Source organism: Streptomyces sp. FIT100 (assembly GCF_024584805.1).
GTDB lineage: Bacteria > Actinomycetota > Actinomycetes > Streptomycetales > Streptomycetaceae > Streptomyces.
The window spans coordinates 2,955,929-2,975,123 of sequence record NZ_CP075715.1 but is presented as its reverse complement, the minus strand read 5'-3'; the positions used below and the strand labels follow the sequence as shown (position 1 = coordinate 2,975,123).

Here is a 19,195-nt window from a genome sequence, read left to right as displayed (position 1 = left end):
CCTAGCCCGTTATGTCATGTGTTCCGGCTATTTCTTCTTGGTGAAGGACTCGTACGCCGCGACGACCTCCTTCGCCGGGCCGTCCATCCGCAGCGTCCCGGACTCCAGCCAGAGCGCCCGGTCGCACGTCGATGTGATCGTGGAGTTGCTGTGGCTGACCAGGAAGACCGTTCCGGCCTCCTTGCGGAGTTCGGCGATCCGCTCCTGGCTGCGGCGCTGGAACTTGGCGTCGCCCGTCGCCAGCGCCTCGTCGATCAGCAGGACGTCATGGCTCTTGGCGGCGGCGATCGAGAAGCGCAGCCGGGCGCCCATGCCGGAGGAGTACGTCCGCATCGGGAGGGAGATGAAGTCGTCCTTCTCGTTGATGCCGGAGAAGTCGACGATCTCCTGGTAGCGATCGCGGATCTCCTGGCGCGTCATGCCCATCGCGAGCCCGCCGAGGATGACGTTGCGCTCGCCCGTCAGGTCGGCCATGAGGGCGGCGTTCACGCCGAGGAGGGAGGGCTGCCCCTGGGTGTAGATCCGGCCCTCGGCCGTCGGCAGCAGGCCCGCGATCGCCTTCAGCAGCGTGGACTTGCCCGAGCCGTTGGAGCCGATCAGGCCGATCGCCTCGCCCTTGTGCGCGGCGAAGCTGACGCCCTTGACGGCGTGGACCTCGCGGCCCCCGCCGCGCTTGTCCTTGCGGCGGGACAGTATCCGGCTCAGCGCGGCGGTCGCGGCGCCGCGACCGGTCTTGGCGCCGTTGACCTGGTACGTGATGTGGACGCCGTCGACGACGACGGTGGGCTCCGCGCTCCGCGCGCTCTGCTCGTCCCGCGTGCCCTGCATGTCCTGCTGGTTGTGGTCAGCCACGGCCGTACTGCTCCTCTGCCTTCCAGAAGTACACGAATCCGCCCACTCCGAAGAGCACGGCCCAGCCGAGGGCGACCGCCCAGACATGCGCCGGGAGTTGGGCCGAGGTGAAGCTGTCGATGAGCGCGAAGCGCATCAGGTCGATGTAGACGGCGGCCGGGTTGCACTGGAGGGCCACGGTCACCCAGTCCGGCAGGTCCCGGCCCTTGAGGACCGTCGAGATGCTGAACATCACCCCGGAGGCGTACATCCACGTGCGCAGCAGGAACGGCATCAGCTGCGAGACGTCGGGTGTGTGGGCGGCGATACGGGCCATGGCCATCGACAGGCCGGTGTTGAAGACGGTCTGGAGCAGCAGTGCCGGGACGGCGAGCGGCCATGACGCCGTCGGGAACTGCCCGAAGGCCATCACGATCAGGAGCAGCGCCCCCATGGAGAAGAGGAGCTGCTGAAGCTGTTGCAGGGCGAGCGCGATGGGAAGCGCGGCGCGCGGGAAGTGCAGTGCCCGGACGAGCCCGATGTTCCCGGAGATGGCCTTGGTCCCCGCCATCACCGAGTTGGCCGTGAAGGTCCAGATGAAGACGCCGGTGACCAGGAACGGCACGAAGTCCGGGACATGGTGGCTGGTCTGGAGCAGAACCCCGAAGATGAGGTAGTAGACGGCGGCGTTGAGCAGCGGGGTCATCAGCTGCCACAGCTGGCCGAGCTTCGCCTGGCTGTACTGCGCTGTGAGCCGGGCCGTGGCGAACGCGGCGATGAAGTGGCGGCGCGACCAGAGCTGCCTGATGTACGCGCCGAGCGGGGGGCGGGCCCCGCTGACCGTCAGCCCGTGCCGGGCGGCCAGCTCGCTGAGGTTCTCCCGCTGGGCCGGTGGCGCCGGCCTGGTGATCGTCTGGCTGCTCACGCTCGCGCTCATCGCTTTCGCCGGGGGCGGGGGGATCGCTGGCGATGGGACGGACCCGTATCGTCGCTACGGGGAGAGTAGGACGGAACGACGTCGCAACGCAACCGTCTCGTCGTGACGGGTATGCTCCTGCGCATGACCACGGACCCGGGAACCCCACGACGCGCCCCCGCGGGAGCCGCAGTGCTCCGGGAGGACGTGACCGAAGCCATCCGCGCCGCCGTCTTCGAGGAACTGGCCGCGGTCGGCTTCGCCCGCATGTCGATCGAGGGCATCGCGCGGCGGGCGGGCGTCGGCAAGACCGCGGTCTACCGGCGCTGGAAGTCCAAGCTGTCGCTCGTGCTCGACCTGCTGGCGGCCTTCGCCGTACAAGGGCTGCCGGCGCCGGCGACGGGTTCGCTGTACGGGGACGTCCGCGCGCTCCTCGAAGTGGCCTCGCACGCCCTGCGCCATCCGGTCGCCTCCCAGGTGATCCCCGACCTGCTGGTCGAGTCCGCCCGCCACCCGGAGATCTCCGACGCGATCAAGGCGGCCCTGCTCGACAGCCAGCAGGGCGTGGCCGCGCTGGTGATCCGCGACGCCGTCGCCCGCGGTGAACTCCCCGAGTCGGCGGACCCGGACCGCGCGCTGGACCTGATCATCGGGCCGCTCTACTGGCGGCTGGTCGTGGTGCGCAGCGATCTGCCGAAGGGGTACCTGGACGAACTGGCGGCGTCGGCGGTGGCGGGGCTGACGCGCGGCTGACGTGTGTGCGCGTGTGTGCGCGTATGCGTGATGGCGGTCCGGCGGTCCGGCGGTCCGGCGGTGCGGGCGTGCGGGTCGTGCAGTCCCGCGGGTGCCTACGGCTTGCGACGGTGGGTGGTGGGGCGGCGCCCCGGGCTCACATTCCTCGGGGCCGCCGACTGCTGCGGGGCCGACTCTCAACGGCACGGCACGGCACGGCATGGCACGGCCCCGACTCGGCGCGTTGCCGACTGCGGATGGTCGTACCAGCCATGGGTCGCTGCCTGCTGTCACCCACGCAGCGGGCAAGGGCGGGGGCGGTGGACCAGTGGGCCCGCCGCAGGTGCCCGATAGCCGCCGGAGCGGGTCGGCGTGCGTCCGAAGCGGGCCGATTCATGGGCCGGACGGGTGAACGGGCCGCGTGGCGCGTAGCCACGGGCGACTCGTTTCGTTCCCCCGGAAGGGCGCGCGGACGGCACGCCCGAGGGGAGTGGAGGCCACCCCATGAGCGCATCGGGCACCACCGGCACACCCGACGTCACCGTCGTCCTCTCGGCCCGCGGGCCGGAGCCGCGCCTCACCCGGTCCCTCGACTCGCTCGCCGGGCAGACACTCGAGCTGGACCGCATCGAGGTCCTCCTCGTCGGCGACGGCCCCGCCGGTGACAGCCCGGTCGGCGACAGCTTGGCCGGCGGGGGCCTGGTCGGTGACGGTCCGGCCGGCGACGAGGCGTTCCGGGACGCCTGCGCCGCCGAGCAGCTGGAACGGTTCTCCGCCAGCCATCCTGCCACCGTCGGCGCGGCCGTCGCCCGTGCCCGCGGGCGCTATCTCCTCTTCCTCCGCTCCGGCGACTTCCTCGGCCGCGAGGCACTCACCCGACTCGTCGACGCGGCCGACATCCACGGCTCCGACGTCGTCTACGCCAAGACCGCCGGTGCGACCGGCGCGCTCTTCGCTCGCACCGGACACCGCGTCCCCCACGACGCCTCCGGGCTGCCCTGGGAGCTGTCCGGCACCAAGTTGTTCCGCCGGGAGCCGGTCGAACGGCACGGGCTGCGCTTCGCCGACGAAATCCCGGCCGCCTTCGCGGTACAGGCGTTCACGCTCGAAGCGCTGTTCCGGGCCCGGGGCATCTCCGTACTGGCCGACTACGACTACTGCTTCGCCTCCCGCGCGAGCAACACCGACACCGACACCGACCCGGCCCCCGGAATCGAGGACCTGCTGCGCGGCACCGCCGCGGCGATGGCCGTCACCGCCCGCTTCACCGAGCCCGGTCGGCTCCGCGACGGCTTCCACCACCGCCACTTCGCCCGGGAGCTGGACCCGTTGACCGGCCCCGCCCTCCTGGACGTGGCCGAGCCGGTCCGCCGCAGGGTCTTCGCCGGGCTGCGCAGGCTGGTCACGGACCACCTCAGCGACGCGGTGCTGACCAGGCTGCCGCCGGGACTACGGCTGCGCCTGTCGTACGTACGCGCGGGAGACCTGCCGGGTCTGGTCTCGGTCGTCCGGTACGAGGCCGGGCACGGCGTGCCGCCCCTGCGTACCGACCTCGTCTCCGCCGGCTGGCGGCGCACCGGGCCCGCCCGCCACACCCTCGTCCTCACCGCCCGCAGCCCGCTGCCCGGCCTCGGCGCGCTCGCCGAGGCCCCGGTCCGGCTCACCGGCACCCGGCCGGGCGCAGGCCGGATCGTGCTGCGGCCGGCGCCCGACGGCTGCGGTACGGAGATCGAGGTACGAATCCCCGCCGACGCGTTCCCGCCCGGCCGCACCCGCTTCGGCCTGCGCACCGCCCTCCTCGGCACCGAGCACCAGGCCACCGTCCCCGCCGGAGCCCCGCCCCGGCGGGCCCACGGCCTGCGTGGCCTGCGCCCGTACCGGCTGCACGTCGCCGCGGACGGCACCCGCGGACTCGTCGTCGCCGTCGCCCCGCTGGGCCGCCGGCAGCAGCCCCGCAGCGCCCCGGCTACTTGACCGCGCCCGCCATCACCCCGGACACGAACTGCCGCTGGAACGCGAAGAACACGGCGAGCGGAATCACCATCGAGACGAACGCGCCGGGCGCGAGCACATCGATGTTGTTGCCGAACTGCCGTACCTGCTGCTGGAGTGCGACCGTGATCGGCGGGGAGTCCGAGTCCGCGAAGATCAGCGCGACCAGCATGTCGTTCCAGACCCAGAGGAACTGGAAGATGCCGAGCGAGGCGATCGCGGGCGCGCCGAGCGGCATCACGACCCTGGTGAACAGCCGGATCTCGCCCGCCCCGTCGAGCCGGGCCGCCTCCAGCAGCTCCCTCGGGATCTCCGCGAAGAAGTTGCGCAGCAGGAAGATCGCGAAGGGGAGACCGAAGGCGACGTGGAAGAGCACGACCCCGGCCGTCGTCTCGAAGATCCCGATCTCGCCGAAGAGCTTCGACACCGGCACGAGGGCCACCTGTACGGGGACGACGAGCAGCCCGACGACCACCAGGAACCACCAGTCGCGGCCCGGGAACTCCATCCACGCGAAGGCGTATCCGGCGAGCGAGCCGATCACGACGACCAGGACCGTGGCCGGGACGGTGATCAGGACCGTGGAGACGAGCGAGCCGGTGATGGTGTCGTTCTGCAGCAGCCGGGTGTAGTTCTCGGTGGTGAGCTGCGCGGGGGCGGTGAACACCTCCCACCAGCCGCTCGCGGTGATGTCCGCGGGCGAGCGGAGCGAGGAGAGCAGCAGTCCGACGGTCGGCATCAGCCAGAACAGCCCGACCAGGACGAGGAGGACCCGCATGGCCCCGCCGCCGGTACGGGCGGCGATGCGCGAGGCGAGCGACGCCCTCGCCTTAACGGCGCTGTCGGCGCTCATCGGCGCGTCTCCCTTCGCATCCGCCGGATGTTGCTGTGTTCTTCCGGGGGGCGACCCCCGGACCCCCGGCGGGGTGCGGGGCGGAGGCCGTGTCGTGGCGTCATCGGCGCGTCTCCCTTCGCATCCGCCGGATGTTGAACAGCATCACCGGGATCACCAGCAGCAACAGCAGTACGGCGATGGCGCTGCCCACGCCGAGATCCGCGTCGGTGCCGAACGACGAGCGGTAGAGCTGGAGCGCCAGGACGTTCGCGTCGTCCTGTGCCGAGCCGGGCGCGATGATGAAGACCAGGTCGAAGATCTTCAGGACGTTGATCATCAGGGTGACCAGGACGACCGCGAGGACCGGCGCGAGGAGCGGGACGGTCACCTTGCGGAAGACCTGCCACTCGTTCGCCCCGTCCACCCGGGCGGCCTCCAGCAGTTCGCGTGGCACGGCCGCGAGGCCGGCGGCGATCAGCACCATCGCGAAGCCCGCCCACATCCAGACGTAACTGCCGATGATGGCCGGTGTCACGAGCGAGGGGCCGAGCCAGTCGACTCCGTTGTACGGCTCGCGGAAGTTGCTCGCGGGCAGCCGGAGCAGTGAGCCCTCCGCCTCGGCGGGGAGCGAGAAGGTGCCGTCGGCCGCCGCCGTGGCCGTGGCGACGACCTTGCCGTCCTTCACCGCCTCGACCTTGATGCCCTTGAGGCCCAGCTCCTTGGTGTCGATGGTGTTGGGTTTCCCGCCGCCGCCGCGGGTGAAGTCCAGCCAGGCCGTGCCGTTGATCCTGCCGGGGTCCGCCGCCGGGGCCTTCGCGGGTACCGCGTCCCCCGGCATCTTGGCGGGCGCGACCCCGACGAGCGGCAGCCGGACCGCCGTCCCCGCGGTGACCGGCTCCTTGGTGACGAAGGCCCCGCCGCCCGCCGTGCGCAGCGGGTGGGCGGGCAGCGGATGCGCCTTGGGGAAGCCGGCCGACTCGGCGAAGGTGTCGTGGACCCCGACCCAGACCGCGTTGGCGACGCCGCGCTCGGGGTCCTGCTCGTACACGAGGCGGAAGATGATGCCCGCGGCGAGCATGGAGATGGCCATGGGCATGAAGACGACGAGTTTGAACGCCGTGCCCCAGCGGACCCGTTCGGTGAGTACGGCGAAGACCAGGCCGAGGGCGGTCGCGACGGCCGGGGCGACGAGCACCCACACCGCGTTGTTCTTGACGGCCGTGAGGATGGTGTCGTCGGTGAAGATCTCGACGTAGTTGCCGAGCCCGGCGAAGCCGTCGCCGGACTTGTCGAAGAAGGACCGGTAGAGCGAGTAGCCGATCGGGTAGACCACGAGCGCGCCGAGCAGCACGAGCGCCGGCAGCAGAAAGCCGGCGGCGGCGAGCCGACGGGTGCCGGTCACGCTCCTGCCGCGTCGCCCGTGCGCGGTTCCGCCCTCGCCCTCCGGTACCCGGGACGGGGCTTCGGGGGCCGTCATCGCGGCCTCAGTTCCCGTACGCCTTGGCCGCGTCGGCCTCCAGCCGTGCCTGCGTGCCCGCGATGTCCTTCGGGTTCTTGAGGAAGTCCTGGAGCGCCTTCCACTCGCCCTTGCCGGGCGTACCGCCGAACGACTGCGGCATCTGGTCCGACATGTCGAAGCGGAAGTCGTCGCCCGCGGCGATCAGCGCCTTGGCGATGTCACGCTGGATGTCGTTCGGATACGCGGCCACGTCAAGGGACTTGTTCGGGGAGATGAAGCCGCCGGCCCCGGCCCAGATCTTCGCCGCGTCGGGCGAGGCCAGGAACGTCAGCAGGGCCTGGGCGCCCTTGGAGTCGGTCAGCGCGACGGCGGCGTCCCCGCCGGTGACCACCGGGGGCTCGGCGCCGACCGCCGGGAAGGGGAAGACCTTCGCGTCCGTGCCGATCTTCGCCTCGGTCTGCGCGATGTTGACGGTGACGAAGTCGCCCTCGAAGACCATCGCGCCCTTGGGCTGGTCGCCGCCGGTGAAGGTCTGGGTGACGGACGCGGGGAACTCCGTCTGCAGTGCGCCGTCGGCGCCGCCCGCGATCAGGGCCGGCTTGCCGAACAGCTCGGCGAGGGTGGTGAGCGCCTGCGTGACGGACGGGTCCGTCCACTTGATCTCGTGCTTGGCCAGCTGGTCGTACTTCTCCGGGCCGGCCTGCGAGAGATAGACGTTCTCGAACCAGTCGGTGAGCGTCCAGCCGTCCGCGCCGCCGACCGAGACCGGGGTGACGCCGGACGCGGAGATCGTCTCGGCCGTCGTGAGGAATTCCTTCCAGGTCTTGGGCTCGGTGGCGCCCGCGTTCTCGAAGACCGCGTTGTTGTACCAGACGAGGGACTTGCTGGCGGCCTTGAAGTACACGCCGTACGGGGTGCCGTCGACCGAGCCGAGGTCCTGCCAGCCCTTGGCGTAGTTCTTGGCCAGCTCCGCCTTGGCCTCCGGGCCGAGCGGCTTGGCCCACTTCTTGGCCACCGTCTCCTTGATCGCGCCCACCTGCGGCAGCATCGCGACATCGGGCGGGCTGCCGCCGGCGATCTTCGTGCCGAGGAAGTTGACGATCGGGTCCTGCGCCGGGACGAAGGTGACGGTCGCGCCGGTGCGCTTCTCGAACTCCTTGAGGACCTTGGTGAAGTTCTCCTGCTCGGGGCCGGTCCAGACCGCCGCGACCTCGATCTTCTCGCCGTTCAGCTTGGGCAGTCGGACGGTGGGCGCGGAGTCGCTGCCGCTGGTGCTGTCCGGTGTGCTTCCGCCGCCGCCATCGTTGTCACCGCCGCAGCCGGTGAGTGCCAGGAGTGCACCGGCGGCCGCGAGCCCGATGGCGGCCCTGCTCCGAGTCGTGCATGTGCGAGTACGAGTACGAGTGATGCGCATGTCAGCCCCGTCTCTCCCGTGCGCTGTGGAGGGCGCAGCCGGCCGTGACGCAGGCAGCACCGCTCCCGTCCCGTGCGGTCAGGTCTACGCCCGGGGCGGGAGTGAGGCAATACCGCCTTCCCTGTCAACTGGGTGATCGTGATGGGCTCGTGACGTGCAGTCAGCGGCCGGACGCGGTCCGTGGAGGTCAGCGGTGCAGTGGGAGGGGCGGGAGGGGGGCGGCGCCGACCGAGCGGGCGGCGCGGTCGAGGGCGCTGGCGAGGAGGGCCAGGTCCGTGGGGCCGTTGCCCAGCTCACGGACCGGGCGGCGGGTGGGCGGGTCGCCCATGCGCTCCCACTCCACCTCGACGACGGTGGGCCGGAGCGTCGCCGTCCGGGGGATGCGGCCGGTCACGCGGCCGCCCTGGAAGGCGGTCACGCGCCCGTCCGGATGCCCCAGCCTGCCGCGCCCGGGAGCGGGGTCGTCCGGGCCGGGGGACACGGGCGGGGGATCGAGCACGACACGCAGCCGTGCACGGCGCGCCAGCTCGGTGTCCTCGGTGCGGTCGGGCCGGGCGGACGTCGCGACGAGATGGACGCCGAGCCGCTCGCCGTCCCTGGCCACCGCCTCCAGCGCCCGTACGACGGAACCGGCGGCAGGGCGGCCCGGGCTGCCGAGCGCGGGGGCGACCAGGGCGTCGTAGTCGTCGGCGAGGACGACCAGGCGGGCCAGCGGGGGCGGTGCACCCGTCCCCGCAGCTGCCGTCGCGGGGGTGGTCGTACGGGCACCGGCGGGGCCGGGGCCGCCGTCCGGGCCGGCCGGGGCGGCGCCGGTCGTGCCCGGCCGGGACCCGCGGGGTACGGCCGAGGAGCCGGGGGGTACGGCTGAGGAGCCGCGCCCGGTGGATCCGCCGGCTCCGGCAGCTTCCGCGGCTCGGGCGGCTTCGGCGGCGGGGTCCTGCCTGGCCGGGTCTGCCGGGCTCGCGTGCCCTTCGGTGGCATCAGCCGCGGGCGCGGCGGGGCGCGTCCGCTGTGGCGCCGATGCCACGGCCTCGCCCGCCATCGAGCCTCCCGCACCCGACGCCGTGTGCCGCGTGGCGGCTCCCGCGGCGAGGGCCGCCCGCGCCCGCAGCCGCAGCGAGCCCGACTCCGGCGAGTCGACATCGCCGCGGTCTGCGCGATCGCCCCGCGCGGAAGCGGACGGGGACGGGGAAGGGGAGGCGGAAGGGGAGGCCGCCGTGAACGCGGACTCGGCGGACGGGGCGGAGCGCTGGCCCACCAGGCGGTCCGCGACCGTGCGCCGGGCGTGCCACTCCGCGAAGCTCTCCCGGCCCAGCAGCTCGGAACGCCGCTTCAGCTCGGCACCGAGCGCCTGTGCGAACTCACGCATCCGGACCGGGTCCGACGCGACCAGATGGCCGATGACATGGGGGAGCTCCGTACAGGCCGCGAGCCCCTCGCCGCGCTCGCCGCCCGCGCCGTCGACCAGCAGCAGCCCGAGCCGGTCGGGGCGGTCGGCCGCGGCCAGCGAGGCGGCGATCGCGCGGAGCAGCTCCGTGCGCCCGCTGCCTGCGGGGCCCTCGACCAGCAGATGCGGTCCCTCGCCGGTGAGGTCGACGGAGAGCGGGCCGCGCGGGCCCGCACCCAGCACCGCCGTACCGTCCGGTGCGGAGGCCCAGCGGGACATCAGCGACGCGGGTGTGGCCCGGGCCAGCCCCAACTCGTCCAGCAGCCGGGCCGACCGGGGCAGCGGCGACGCCACGGCCGCCACCCCGCCGCGCGCCGGGCCGGAGCGCGCGCCGTCGCCGTCCACCGCCGTACGCAGCGGCGCCAGGGCCCGGCCGAAGCGCTCCGCCCACGCCGCGGAGACCGCGTCCAGCGCGGCGACAGTGCCGTGTCCTGCGGGCTGTCCTGCCGCCGTGCGCAGCAGTCGCAGCGCCGTCGCCACGTCGCCGCTCAGCAGCGCCACCGCCCCGCACTCGCGGAACGCGAGCGACGCCGCGCACGCCTCCTCGTACGTCGCCGCCACCGGGGAGCGCGGCGAGGCGGCCGGGGTCTCGGCCAGGCAGACGACGTGGATGCCCCCGGCCGCGCCCGCGGAGGCGAGCCGCGCCGTGGCCTCGCGGAGCGCCGCCGAGCCGGGGTCGCCGTCCAGGATCAGCACGGTCCGCGGGCCCGTGTGGCGGGCCGCCGCGTCCTCGACCGTGCGGCGGTCCGCGCTGGGCCAGCCGGGCCCGAGCGGGCCGTCGTCGAGCCGCCGGGTCAGCTCGGCGGCGCGGGCCGCGGCCTGGTCCCGGTCGTAGGCGAGCAGGAGCCGGCAGTCCTGGCCGTGCGCCGGCCGCAGGTGCGGGAGCCAGCCGAGCCAGGCCCAGTCGTCCTTGCGCCGCTCCACGGGCCGCGCGCGGTCCGCGCTGATCAGCACGATCTCCAGGTCGGCGGGCGAGTGCAGCGCCGCGAGCTGCGCCACGACCGACCTGGCGAGCCCTGTCAGGCGCTCGCGCGGCCCGGCGAGCCCGAGCGCTCCGGCCTCGTGCAGCCCGACGGTGACGGGCACGGCGGAAGTGCCGGCCCGCTCCGCGGTGCCGAGCCTGACGACGAGGTCCTCGGGGTGTCCAGGTCCGCGCTCCCACAACCGGGGGCCCGGCCCGAGGGCGGTCAGCAGCACGGCGGCGGGGTCGGGCCAGGTCTCGGCGAAGGGCTCGGTGACGGCCCCGGAGGGCTCCCCCCACTCGTGCTCCGCGTCACCGGCGGCGTCCCGTGCTCCGGCCAGCCGCCGTGCCCAGGCGCCTATGCCGCGCTTCCGCGAGCGTCGCCCCGGGCTGTCGCCCGAGGCCCGCTCTCCGTCATCGGGGGCACCGGGACCGCCCGCGGCCCCGCCCCCGCCCGGCCCGTCCGCGGCGGCGTCCCCGGGCAGGTAAGCGCCCAGCCCGTGCGTGGTGCCGCTGTGCGTAGTCCCGCTGTGCGTGGTGTCCGAGCCGTGTCCCGCGGGGCCGCCGTGGGTGTGGCCACCCAGGCCGTGCGTGGTCGCCCCCCGGACGGTGTAGCGGCCGTGCCGGTGCATCCCGTCCTGCGCGGTGGAGTCGTGATCCCCCCGGACCCACGAGGGCCCGCGCTGCCCGGGGATCTCCGGCAGCTGGCCGGGGAGCCGCGGCGTCGCGCGGTCGTCCCTGGGTTCGTACGGACCCGGTGCGTCCGGGCCCGGTGCGCCCGGGGCCGGAGCGTGCGGGTCCGAAGCGTCCGGGTCCCGTGCGTCGCTGCGGGCGTGATCCGTGGAGGCGGCGCCGAGGCGCAGGTGGCCCTCGCCGTCCGGTGTCGTCGCCAGCCGCTCGGGGGCGGCCGGAGGCGCCAGACGGAGGGTGGATTCACCTATACGGAGGAGCGCGCCCACGGGAAGTCGCACGGGGCGGGGGCCGACGTCGGCTCCGTCCAGCGTCGTGCCGTTCGTGGAGCCGAGGTCCGCGACCGTGACCCCGCCGTCTTCAGCGACGGTCACCGCGCAGTGGAGCCGCGACACATCGGGATCGTCGAGCGGAACATCCGCCTCCACTGCGCGTCCGACGCGGATCTGCCCGCCGTGCAGCAGATGGACCCCGCCCGCGTCAGGGCCCGCGACCACATGGAGCCGGGCCTGGGCCCCGGCCTCCCCGTCCTCCGCCTCGTCATCGGCGGGTGTCTGGAGCGAGAGCACCGCGCCGTCGACCAGCGGGGGCTCGCCCAGCGCGCACCGCTGGGCGTCGAGCCGCTCGCGCCCGGCGAACAGCACGACCGGGCCCGGTGCCGCTTCCGCGCCGGACACGGCCGCGGCGAGAGCGGAGGACACCGCCGCGAGCGCCGTGCCCGCGGGGGCCGTGACCAGCACGTCGCATGCGCGCGCCGGCGTGGACAGGCCGCTGCGCGGCGCGAGGACGGTCAGCCGGATCTGCATCGCCGTCAGCGGTCCCTTCTGCGCGGGGTGCCCGGCAGGGGAGCCGCCCTGTGATTCCCCCCACCCGGCAGGTCTGCACGGCCGAGGGGCTCTCCCGACCCCACGACGCCGTGCTGGAGGCATCCTCGCACCTGCCACCGACAACGCGCCCGCCCCCTACCCGGAAGTGATCTTGATTGGCCGACACGGGACCCGGCCTGGGCGGAAAAGTGCCTGGTTGGGCTCGTCTGCCCCACCCTCAGCACATCCGTTCGGCAACCAATGGCCCGTCGGGGACGTCTTAACCGCCAATCCGGCGGCCACCCCGGTGACGCGGTCGGCGGCACTACAGTGGGTCGGACACACGGACGGGTCCGCGCTCGTACCGGGGACCACCAGAACGACGATCCGATGACGATCAGCAGGGAGCGCATGACGTGCGGCCGGTAGGCAGCAAGTACCTGCTCGAGGAACCGCTCGGCCGCGGTGCCACGGGCACCGTCTGGCGGGCCCGCCAGCGGGAGACCGCCGGGGCCGAGGCGGCCGTGCCCGGCCAGCCGGGCGAGACCGTCGCGATCAAGGTCCTCAAGGAGGAGCTGGCGAACGACGCGGACGTGGTGATGCGTTTCCTGCGCGAGCGCTCCGTCCTGCTCCGCCTGACCCACCCGAACATCGTCCGCACCCGCGACCTGGTCGTCGAGGGCGACCTGCTCGCCCTGGTCATGGACCTGGTCGAGGGCCCCGACCTGCACCGCTACCTCCGCGACAACGGCCCCTTCACCCCGGTCGCCGCCGCTCTGCTCACCGCCCAGATCGCGGACGCCCTCGCCGCGAGCCACGCCGACGGCGTCGTCCACCGCGACCTCAAGCCCGCCAACGTCCTGCTGGCCGAGCGCGGCGGTGAGATGCACCCGATGCTCACCGACTTCGGCATCGCCCGCCTCGCCGACTCCCCGGGCCTGACCCGTACGCACGAGTTCGTCGGCACGCCGGCCTATGTCGCGCCGGAGTCCGCCGAGGGCCGCCCGCAGACCTCCGCCGTCGACATCTACGGCGCCGGAATCCTGCTGTACGAGCTGGTCACCGGCCGTCCCCCGTTCGCCGGCGGCACCGCCCTCGAGGTGCTGCACCGCCACCTCAGCGAGGAGCCCCGCCGCCCGTCCACCGTGCCGGGGCCGCTGTGGACGGTGATAGAGCGCTGCCTGCGCAAGGAGCCCGGCGAGCGGCCGAGTGCCGAGAACCTCGCCCGCGGTCTGCGTACGGTCGCCGCCGGGGTCGGCGTCCACTCCACGCCCGCCCAGATCGAGGCCGCGGAGGGCGTCGGCGCGCTGCTCGCACCCGACCCGGCGCCCGCCACCGTCCCCGGCATGCCCGGGGCCTCCGACCCCACGCAGGTGCTCCAGGGCAACGCCTCGCACCAGTACGACCCGTCCGCCGCGACCAGCGTGATGCCCCAGACCGGCATGCCCGGTGCGGCCGACCCCACCGCCGTACTGCAGAACAGGGGCGCCGCCGACCCGACCGCGGTCATGCCGCCCCTGCCGCCGCGCCCCGACGGCCCGCCGCAGCCCGGTCCGGAGGACCCGCACCCCTGGCAGTCCCAGCTCCAGGCGGCCCGCGACCGCAACGAGCAGACCCAGGTCCAGTACCTGGACCCGAGCCAGGACCCGCTGCGCCGGCGTCCGCAGCGGCAGCCGGCCCCGAGGCCGCAGCAGCCGCCCCAGCGCCAGCAGCAGCGCCCCCAGCCGCAACGGCAGCCCCAGCAGCAGCCTCAGCAGCAGTGGGCTCCCCAGCCCCCGCAGCGGCAGCAGTATGCTCCGCCGCCGCAGCAGCAGTACGCGCCCCCGCAGCCACCGCCGCAGCAGCCCGCACCGCGCCCGCCCCGGCAGCGCAGCGCGAACCCGATGCGGATCCCGGGCCTCGGCTGCCTCAAGGGCTGCCTCTTCACGCTGGTCCTGTTCTTCGTGGCGGGCTGGCTGATCTGGGAGCTGACCCCGCTCCAGGACTGGATCGGCCAGGGCCAGAGCTATTTCAAGGCGATCGGCGACGGGATCTCGAGCATCAGCAGGTTCATCGAGGACCTCACCGCCTCCGACCCGGGCTCCGGTACGACATCGGGCACCGGCAGCGGTGGCGGCACGGGGCAGTAGCGAGCGATCAGTCTGTCGTTATGTCGACTTCTGCGGGGGAAAAAGCCCCGCAGAAGTGACGGTTGGCGCCATCCGGGGCACGAGACACCCGGACGCCCGCGTACTTTGATGGGCAACGCCAGCCGCTGAGGGAGCAGTCTTGGCACGGAACATCGGCAGCCGGTACACCGCCCACCAGATCCTCGGGAGGGGCAGCGCGGGCACGGTGTGGCTAGGCGAGGGCCCCGAAGGCCCCGTCGCCATCAAGCTGTTGCGCGAGGACCTCGCGTCCGACCAGGAGCTGGTCGGACGCTTCGTCCAGGAGCGCACGGCCCTTCTCGGACTCGACCACCCGCGCGTCGTCGGCGTCCGTGACCTGGTCGTGGACGGAAACGACCTCGCCCTGGTGATGGACCTCGTCCGCGGCACCGACCTGCGCACCCGTCTCGACCGCGAGCGCCGGCTCGCCCCCGAGGCGGCCGTCGCCATCATCGCCGACGTCGCCGACGGCCTCGCCGCGGCCCACGCGGCCGGAGTCGTCCACCGCGACGTCAAGCCGGAGAACATCCTGCTCGACATGCAGGGCCCGCTCGGGCCCGGCGGCGCCCACCCCGCGCTGCTCACCGACTTCGGCGTCGCCAAGCTCATCGACACCCCGCGCCGCACCCGGGCCACCAAGATCATCGGCACGCCGGACTACCTCGCCCCGGAGATCGTCGAGGGCCTCCCGCCGCGCGCGGCCGTCGACATCTACGCCCTCGCGACCGTGCTGTACGAGCTCCTCGCCGGCTTCACCCCCTTCGGAGGCGGCCATCCGGGCGCGGTGCTGCGCCGCCACGTCACCGAGACGGTGGTCCCGCTGCCCGGCATCCCGGACGAGCTGTGGCAGCTGATCGTCCAGTGCCTGGCCAAGGCGCCCGCGTCCCGGCTGCGCGCCTCCGAGCTCGCCGCACGCCTCCACCACGTGCTGCCGCTGCTGGCGGGCCTGCCCCCGCTGGACGTGGACGAGCCCGACGCGGAGCCCTCGTCCGAGCCGTACGAGGAACCGGACCACGCGACCCTCCCCACCGGCCCCCGCAGGGCCGCCGTGCCCCTCGTCCGCGGCTCCGCGACCGACTCCAACCGGGACACCCACACCTCGATGCGCGTTCCGGCCCCCGACGAGCTGGAGGGCGGCGCCCGCGGCACGGCCCGCGCCCCGCGCTCCCCGGGCCAGCGCCGCCCCGGCTCCGCCCGGCACAAGTCCTCGGACGCGGTGCGCAGGCGCCGCATCACACTGGGTGTCGCGGGGCTGGTGCTTGCCGCGGCGGTAGGGGTCGGCGGCTGGCTGGCGGCGGGCGGCGACGACGGTTCCGTACCGCCCGAGGACAACAGGCAGTCGGCTCCCTCGCAGCCGTAGGGCCTGCCGTTCGGTCCTTGCCGTCCACAGGCGCGATGGCGTGTCGCGCGATGCCGTTACCCTTGGGGGCGTGGCAGTCGTCGATGTATCCGAAGAGCTGAAGTCCCTCTCCTCGACCATGGGGTCGATCGAGGCCGTCCTGGACCTCGACAGGATGAGGGCAGACATCGCCGTGCTCGAGGAGCAGGCGGCGGCGCCGTCCCTCTGGGACGATCCCGAGGCGGCGCAGAAGATCACCAGCAAGCTCTCGCACCTGCAGGCCGAGGTCCGCAAGGCAGAGGCGCTGCGCGGGCGGATCGACGACCTCGAGGTGCTCTTCGAGCTCGCCGAGGCCGAGGACGACCCGGACACCCGCGCCGAGGCCGAGTCCGAGCTGGAGTCGGTCCGCAAGGCGCTGGACGAGATGGAGGTCCGCACGCTCCTCTCCGGCGAGTACGACGAGCGCGAGGCGCTCGTCAACATCCGCGCGGAGGCCGGTGGCGTCGACGCCGCGGACTTCGCCGAGCAGCTCCAGCGCATGTACCTGCGCTGGGCCGAGCGGCACGGCTACGGCACGGAGGTCTACGAGACGTCGTACGCGGAAGAGGCCGGCATCAAGTCGACCACCTTCGTCGTCAAGGCGCCGTACGCCTACGGCACGCTCTCGGTCGAGCAGGGCACGCACCGCCTGGTGCGTATCTCCCCCTTCGACAACCAGGGCCGCCGCCAGACGTCCTTCGCGGGCGTCGAGATCCTCCCGGTCGTCGAGCAGTCCGACCACGTCGAGATCGACGAGTCCGATCTGCGCGTGGACGTCTACCGCGCGTCGGGCCCGGGCGGCCAGGGTGTCAACACGACCGACTCCGCGGTCCGTATCACCCACATCCCGACCGGCATCGTGGTCTCCTGCCAGAACGAGCGCTCCCAGATCCAGAACAAGGCGAGCGCGATGAACGTCCTCCAGGCCAAGCTCCTGGAGCGTCAGCGCCAGGAGGAGCGGGCGAGGATGGACGCCCTCAAGGGCGACGGCGGCAGCTCCTGGGGCAACCAGATGCGTTCGTATGTCCTCCACCCGTACCAGATGGTCAAGGACCTTCGTACGGAGTTCGAGGTCGGCAACCCGCAGTCGGTGCTGGACGGCGAGATCGACGGCTTCCTGGAAGCGGGAATTCGCTGGCGCAAGCAGCAGGACAAGTAAGACCTCGCTTTGTCGACAAGGGAACTGCCGCCCCGTGGGCGGCAGTTCCCTTTTTCGTCACAGTCCTGTGTGCGCCTCGGTCAACTGCCCTTATTTCGGGCATCGCAGACGCAATGAAACTTGACGCGTCCGCGAAAACTGGGGGAGGCTGGCGCGCGGCATGCGTGTTACTTGGGGCGCGTGTGAGCGGGGGAAACGGAAGAACGACCCTCAGCGGCTGCTGCCCCATGGCGCTGCACACTGACGATTTCAGCTACTGGGGGTAGCAGCAGATGACCAACAAGACGCGGATCCGTGTGGCGCGGATAGCCGCCGGCGCGCTGATCGCCGCCGGCGCGTCCCTGACCGCCGCGGGTGCCGCTCAGGCCGTCGGTATCGACGTGAACGTTGCGGGTATCGGCGCGAGCGCCGAGCTCACCGAGCAGGGTGCGGAACTGAACGCCATCGGTGGCGTGGACGGTGGCGCCGGCCCGGGTGGCGTTGACGGCGGCGTTGACGGTGGTACCACCACTGACGGTGGGACCACGACTGACGGCGGTACGACCACGGACGGTGGCACCACCACTGACGGTGGCACCACGACCGACGGCGGTACGACCACGGACGGTGGCACCACGACCGACGGCGGGACCACGACCGACGGCGGTACGACCACGGACGGTGGCACCACCACTGACGGCGGTACGACCACTGACGGTGGCACCACCACTGACGGCGGTACGACCACGGACGGTGGCACCACTACGGATGGTGGCACCACGACCGACGGCGGCACCACCAACGGCGGTAGCGGCAACGGCGGTAACGGCAACAACGGCGGCAACGGCAACGCCGGCGGTAACCAGGGCGGCACCGCCGCCACCGGTGGCTCCACCACCTCCACCGGCGGCACCGCCGCCACGGGTGGCTCCACCGGCGGCAGCACCACCGACGGTGGCGCCGGGACCTGCACCGTGGACCTCGACGGGGCCGAGTGCGGCGACAACACCGACACCGACAACGCCGGCTCGCAGCCGGTCGAGCAGGGTGCGGCCAAGGAGGAGCTCGCCGAGACCGGCGCCGCCGAGACCACGTTCCTGCTGGTCGGCGCCGCGACGATGATCGCCGGTGGCATCGGCTTCCGGATGCTGCCGCGCCTCGTCGGCGGCGGCCGTACCGTTGCGTGAGTGACAGCTAGGCAAAAGTAACAGCGCGTGACAAGGGCCCGGAGTGCTTCTCAGCACTCCGGGCCCTTGTTTCGACTCTGTACGGCGGCTACGCGGTCGCGGTCTGTCGCGGTCCTGCGGGGGGCCTACACGGTCTGGTGCGCCAGCAGCGCCACCGCGGCCACCAGGACCACAAGCAGCGTCAGCAGCGCCACAGGGCTCAGGCCCGCCAGGGGGCCCTCCTGCTGCTGGAGCCGCTCGCGATTGGCGCGGCAGACGGGGCACCGGCCTTCGGTGACAGGCGCCGCGCAGTTCGCGCACACCAGTCGGTCATAGGTCATGCGCTCTCCTCCTCCCGCGCGGCGGAGTCGCCGGCTGGGGCTTCTCTCCGCTCAACGCTCCGGGGAACGCGTCCGTTCCCCCTACCACTGTGCCAGCTCCCGCGCGTTTCGGCGCGCCTCGCCGGAATACGCCCATTCCGGTATCGGACAAAACGCGCAACTCCGGACGGCAACTGCGCGCGCCGTCCGCAGTCGCGTAAGGTCACGCACACCTACTCCCGGCCGACCGTGGTGCACCCGTGATCCGATTCAACAACGTCTCCAAGAGCTACCCCAAGCAGAACCGCCCCGCCCTGCGCGAAGTCTCCCTGGAGATCGAGAAGGGGGAGTTCGTCTTCCTCGTGGGCTCGTCCGGTTCCGGAAAGTCGACCTTTCTGCGGCTGATCCTGCGCGAGGAGCGCGCCAGCCACGGCATGGTGCATGTCCTGGGCAAGGACCTCGCCCGGCTTTCGAACTGGAAGGTGCCGCACATGCGCCGCCAGCTCGGCACCGTCTTCCAGGACTTCCGCCTGCTGCCCAACAAGACCGTCGCGGAGAACGTGGCCTTCGCGCAGGAGGTCATCGGCAAGCCGCGCGGTGAGATCCGCAAGGCGGTCCCGCAGGTCCTCGACCTCGTCGGGCTCGGCGGCAAGGAGGACCGGATGCCCGGTGAGCTCTCCGGTGGTGAGCAGCAGCGCGTCGCGATCGCGCGGGCCTTCGTCAACCGCCCGATGCTGCTGATCGCGGACGAGCCGACCGGCAACCTCGACCCGCAGACCTCCGTCGGCATCATGAAGCTGCTGGACCGGATCAACAGGACCGGCACCACAGTGGTGATGGCGACCCACGACCAGAACATCGTCGACCAGATGCGCAAGCGCGTCATCGAGCTCGAGCAGGGCCGTCTCGTACGAGACCAGGCGCGCGGCGTCTACGGCTACCAGCACTGAGCACGTAGAGCGA

Annotated in this window: 14 protein-coding genes; 7 read left to right on the top strand and 7 right to left on the bottom strand. The window is 72.9% G+C overall.

Annotation, left to right across the window (positions count from 1 at the left end; all coding sequences use genetic code 11):
- Positions 1 to 27: 27 nt before the first annotated feature.
- Complete coding sequence (locus tag KK483_RS12985; RefSeq protein ID WP_262009460.1) at positions 28 to 828, bottom strand: ABC transporter ATP-binding protein; 801 nt, start codon at positions 826 to 828, stop codon at positions 28 to 30.
- Between the two features lie 16 nt (positions 829 to 844).
- Complete coding sequence (locus KK483_RS12980) at positions 845 to 1,768, bottom strand: ABC transporter permease (RefSeq protein WP_262005391.1); 924 nt, start codon at positions 1,766 to 1,768, stop codon at positions 845 to 847.
- A gap of 123 nt (positions 1,769 to 1,891) precedes the next feature.
- Between KK483_RS12980 and KK483_RS12975 the strand changes: the two genes are divergently transcribed.
- Together KK483_RS12975 and KK483_RS12970 are read left to right on the top strand one after the other, a co-directional pair.
- Entirely contained in the window at positions 1,892 to 2,500 is a 609-nt protein-coding gene (locus KK483_RS12975) for a TetR/AcrR family transcriptional regulator (protein ID WP_262005390.1), read from the top strand.
- A 483-nt stretch (positions 2,501 to 2,983) separates the two neighbouring features.
- Positions 2,984 to 4,453 (top strand): glycosyltransferase family A protein, encoded by a 1,470-nt coding sequence (locus tag KK483_RS12970; protein WP_262005389.1) that lies wholly within the window; start codon positions 2,984 to 2,986, stop codon positions 4,451 to 4,453.
- Here the strand turns inward: KK483_RS12970 and KK483_RS12965 are convergent.
- From KK483_RS12965 to KK483_RS12950, 4 genes are all read right to left on the bottom strand, one after another.
- On the bottom strand, positions 4,446 to 5,324 hold the full coding sequence (locus KK483_RS12965) for a carbohydrate ABC transporter permease (protein ID WP_262005388.1): 879 nt from the start codon (positions 5,322 to 5,324) through the stop codon (positions 4,446 to 4,448). The genes KK483_RS12970 and KK483_RS12965 overlap by 8 nt on opposite strands.
- Before the next feature lie 100 nt (positions 5,325 to 5,424).
- Positions 5,425 to 6,783: a carbohydrate ABC transporter permease gene (locus KK483_RS12960; protein WP_262005387.1), complete on the bottom strand. Its 1,359-nt coding sequence runs from the start codon at positions 6,781 to 6,783 to the stop codon at positions 5,425 to 5,427.
- Positions 6,784 to 6,790: 7 nt separating this feature from the next.
- Positions 6,791 to 8,179, bottom strand: a complete 1,389-nt coding sequence (locus KK483_RS12955) for an ABC transporter substrate-binding protein (protein ID WP_262005386.1) — start codon at positions 8,177 to 8,179, stop codon at positions 6,791 to 6,793.
- Between the two features lie 187 nt (positions 8,180 to 8,366).
- Positions 8,367 to 12,083, bottom strand: coding sequence for an FHA domain-containing protein (locus tag KK483_RS12950; protein ID WP_262005385.1), 3,717 nt, complete (start codon positions 12,081 to 12,083; stop codon positions 8,367 to 8,369).
- Positions 12,084 to 12,499: 416 nt separating this feature from the next.
- Between KK483_RS12950 and KK483_RS12945 the strand changes: the two genes are divergently transcribed.
- The 4 genes from KK483_RS12945 to KK483_RS12930 all read left to right on the top strand — a co-directional run bounded on the left by KK483_RS12945 (position 12,500) and on the right by KK483_RS12930 (position 17,933).
- A complete protein-coding gene (locus KK483_RS12945) occupies positions 12,500 to 14,212 on the top strand; it encodes a serine/threonine-protein kinase (protein ID WP_262005384.1) in 1,713 nt (570 codons plus the stop codon).
- A 139-nt stretch (positions 14,213 to 14,351) separates the two neighbouring features.
- Positions 14,352 to 15,590 (top strand): serine/threonine-protein kinase, encoded by a 1,239-nt coding sequence (locus tag KK483_RS12940; protein ID WP_262005383.1) that lies wholly within the window; start codon positions 14,352 to 14,354, stop codon positions 15,588 to 15,590.
- A 70-nt stretch (positions 15,591 to 15,660) separates the two neighbouring features.
- Positions 15,661 to 16,767, top strand: a complete 1,107-nt coding sequence (prfB, locus tag KK483_RS12935; protein WP_262005382.1) for a peptide chain release factor 2 — start codon at positions 15,661 to 15,663, stop codon at positions 16,765 to 16,767.
- A gap of 272 nt (positions 16,768 to 17,039) precedes the next feature.
- On the top strand, positions 17,040 to 17,933 hold the full coding sequence (locus KK483_RS12930; protein ID WP_262005381.1) for a hypothetical protein: 894 nt from the start codon (positions 17,040 to 17,042) through the stop codon (positions 17,931 to 17,933).
- Positions 17,934 to 18,058: 125 nt separating this feature from the next.
- Here KK483_RS12930 and KK483_RS12925 read toward each other — a convergent pair whose 3' ends face one another.
- Positions 18,059 to 18,253, bottom strand: coding sequence for a hypothetical protein (locus KK483_RS12925; RefSeq protein ID WP_262005380.1), 195 nt, complete (start codon positions 18,251 to 18,253; stop codon positions 18,059 to 18,061).
- A gap of 239 nt (positions 18,254 to 18,492) precedes the next feature.
- Between KK483_RS12925 and ftsE the strand changes: the two genes are divergently transcribed.
- Positions 18,493 to 19,182, top strand: coding sequence for a cell division ATP-binding protein FtsE (ftsE, locus tag KK483_RS12920; RefSeq protein ID WP_262005379.1), 690 nt, complete (start codon positions 18,493 to 18,495; stop codon positions 19,180 to 19,182).
- The last annotated feature ends 13 nt before the right edge of the window (positions 19,183 to 19,195 follow it).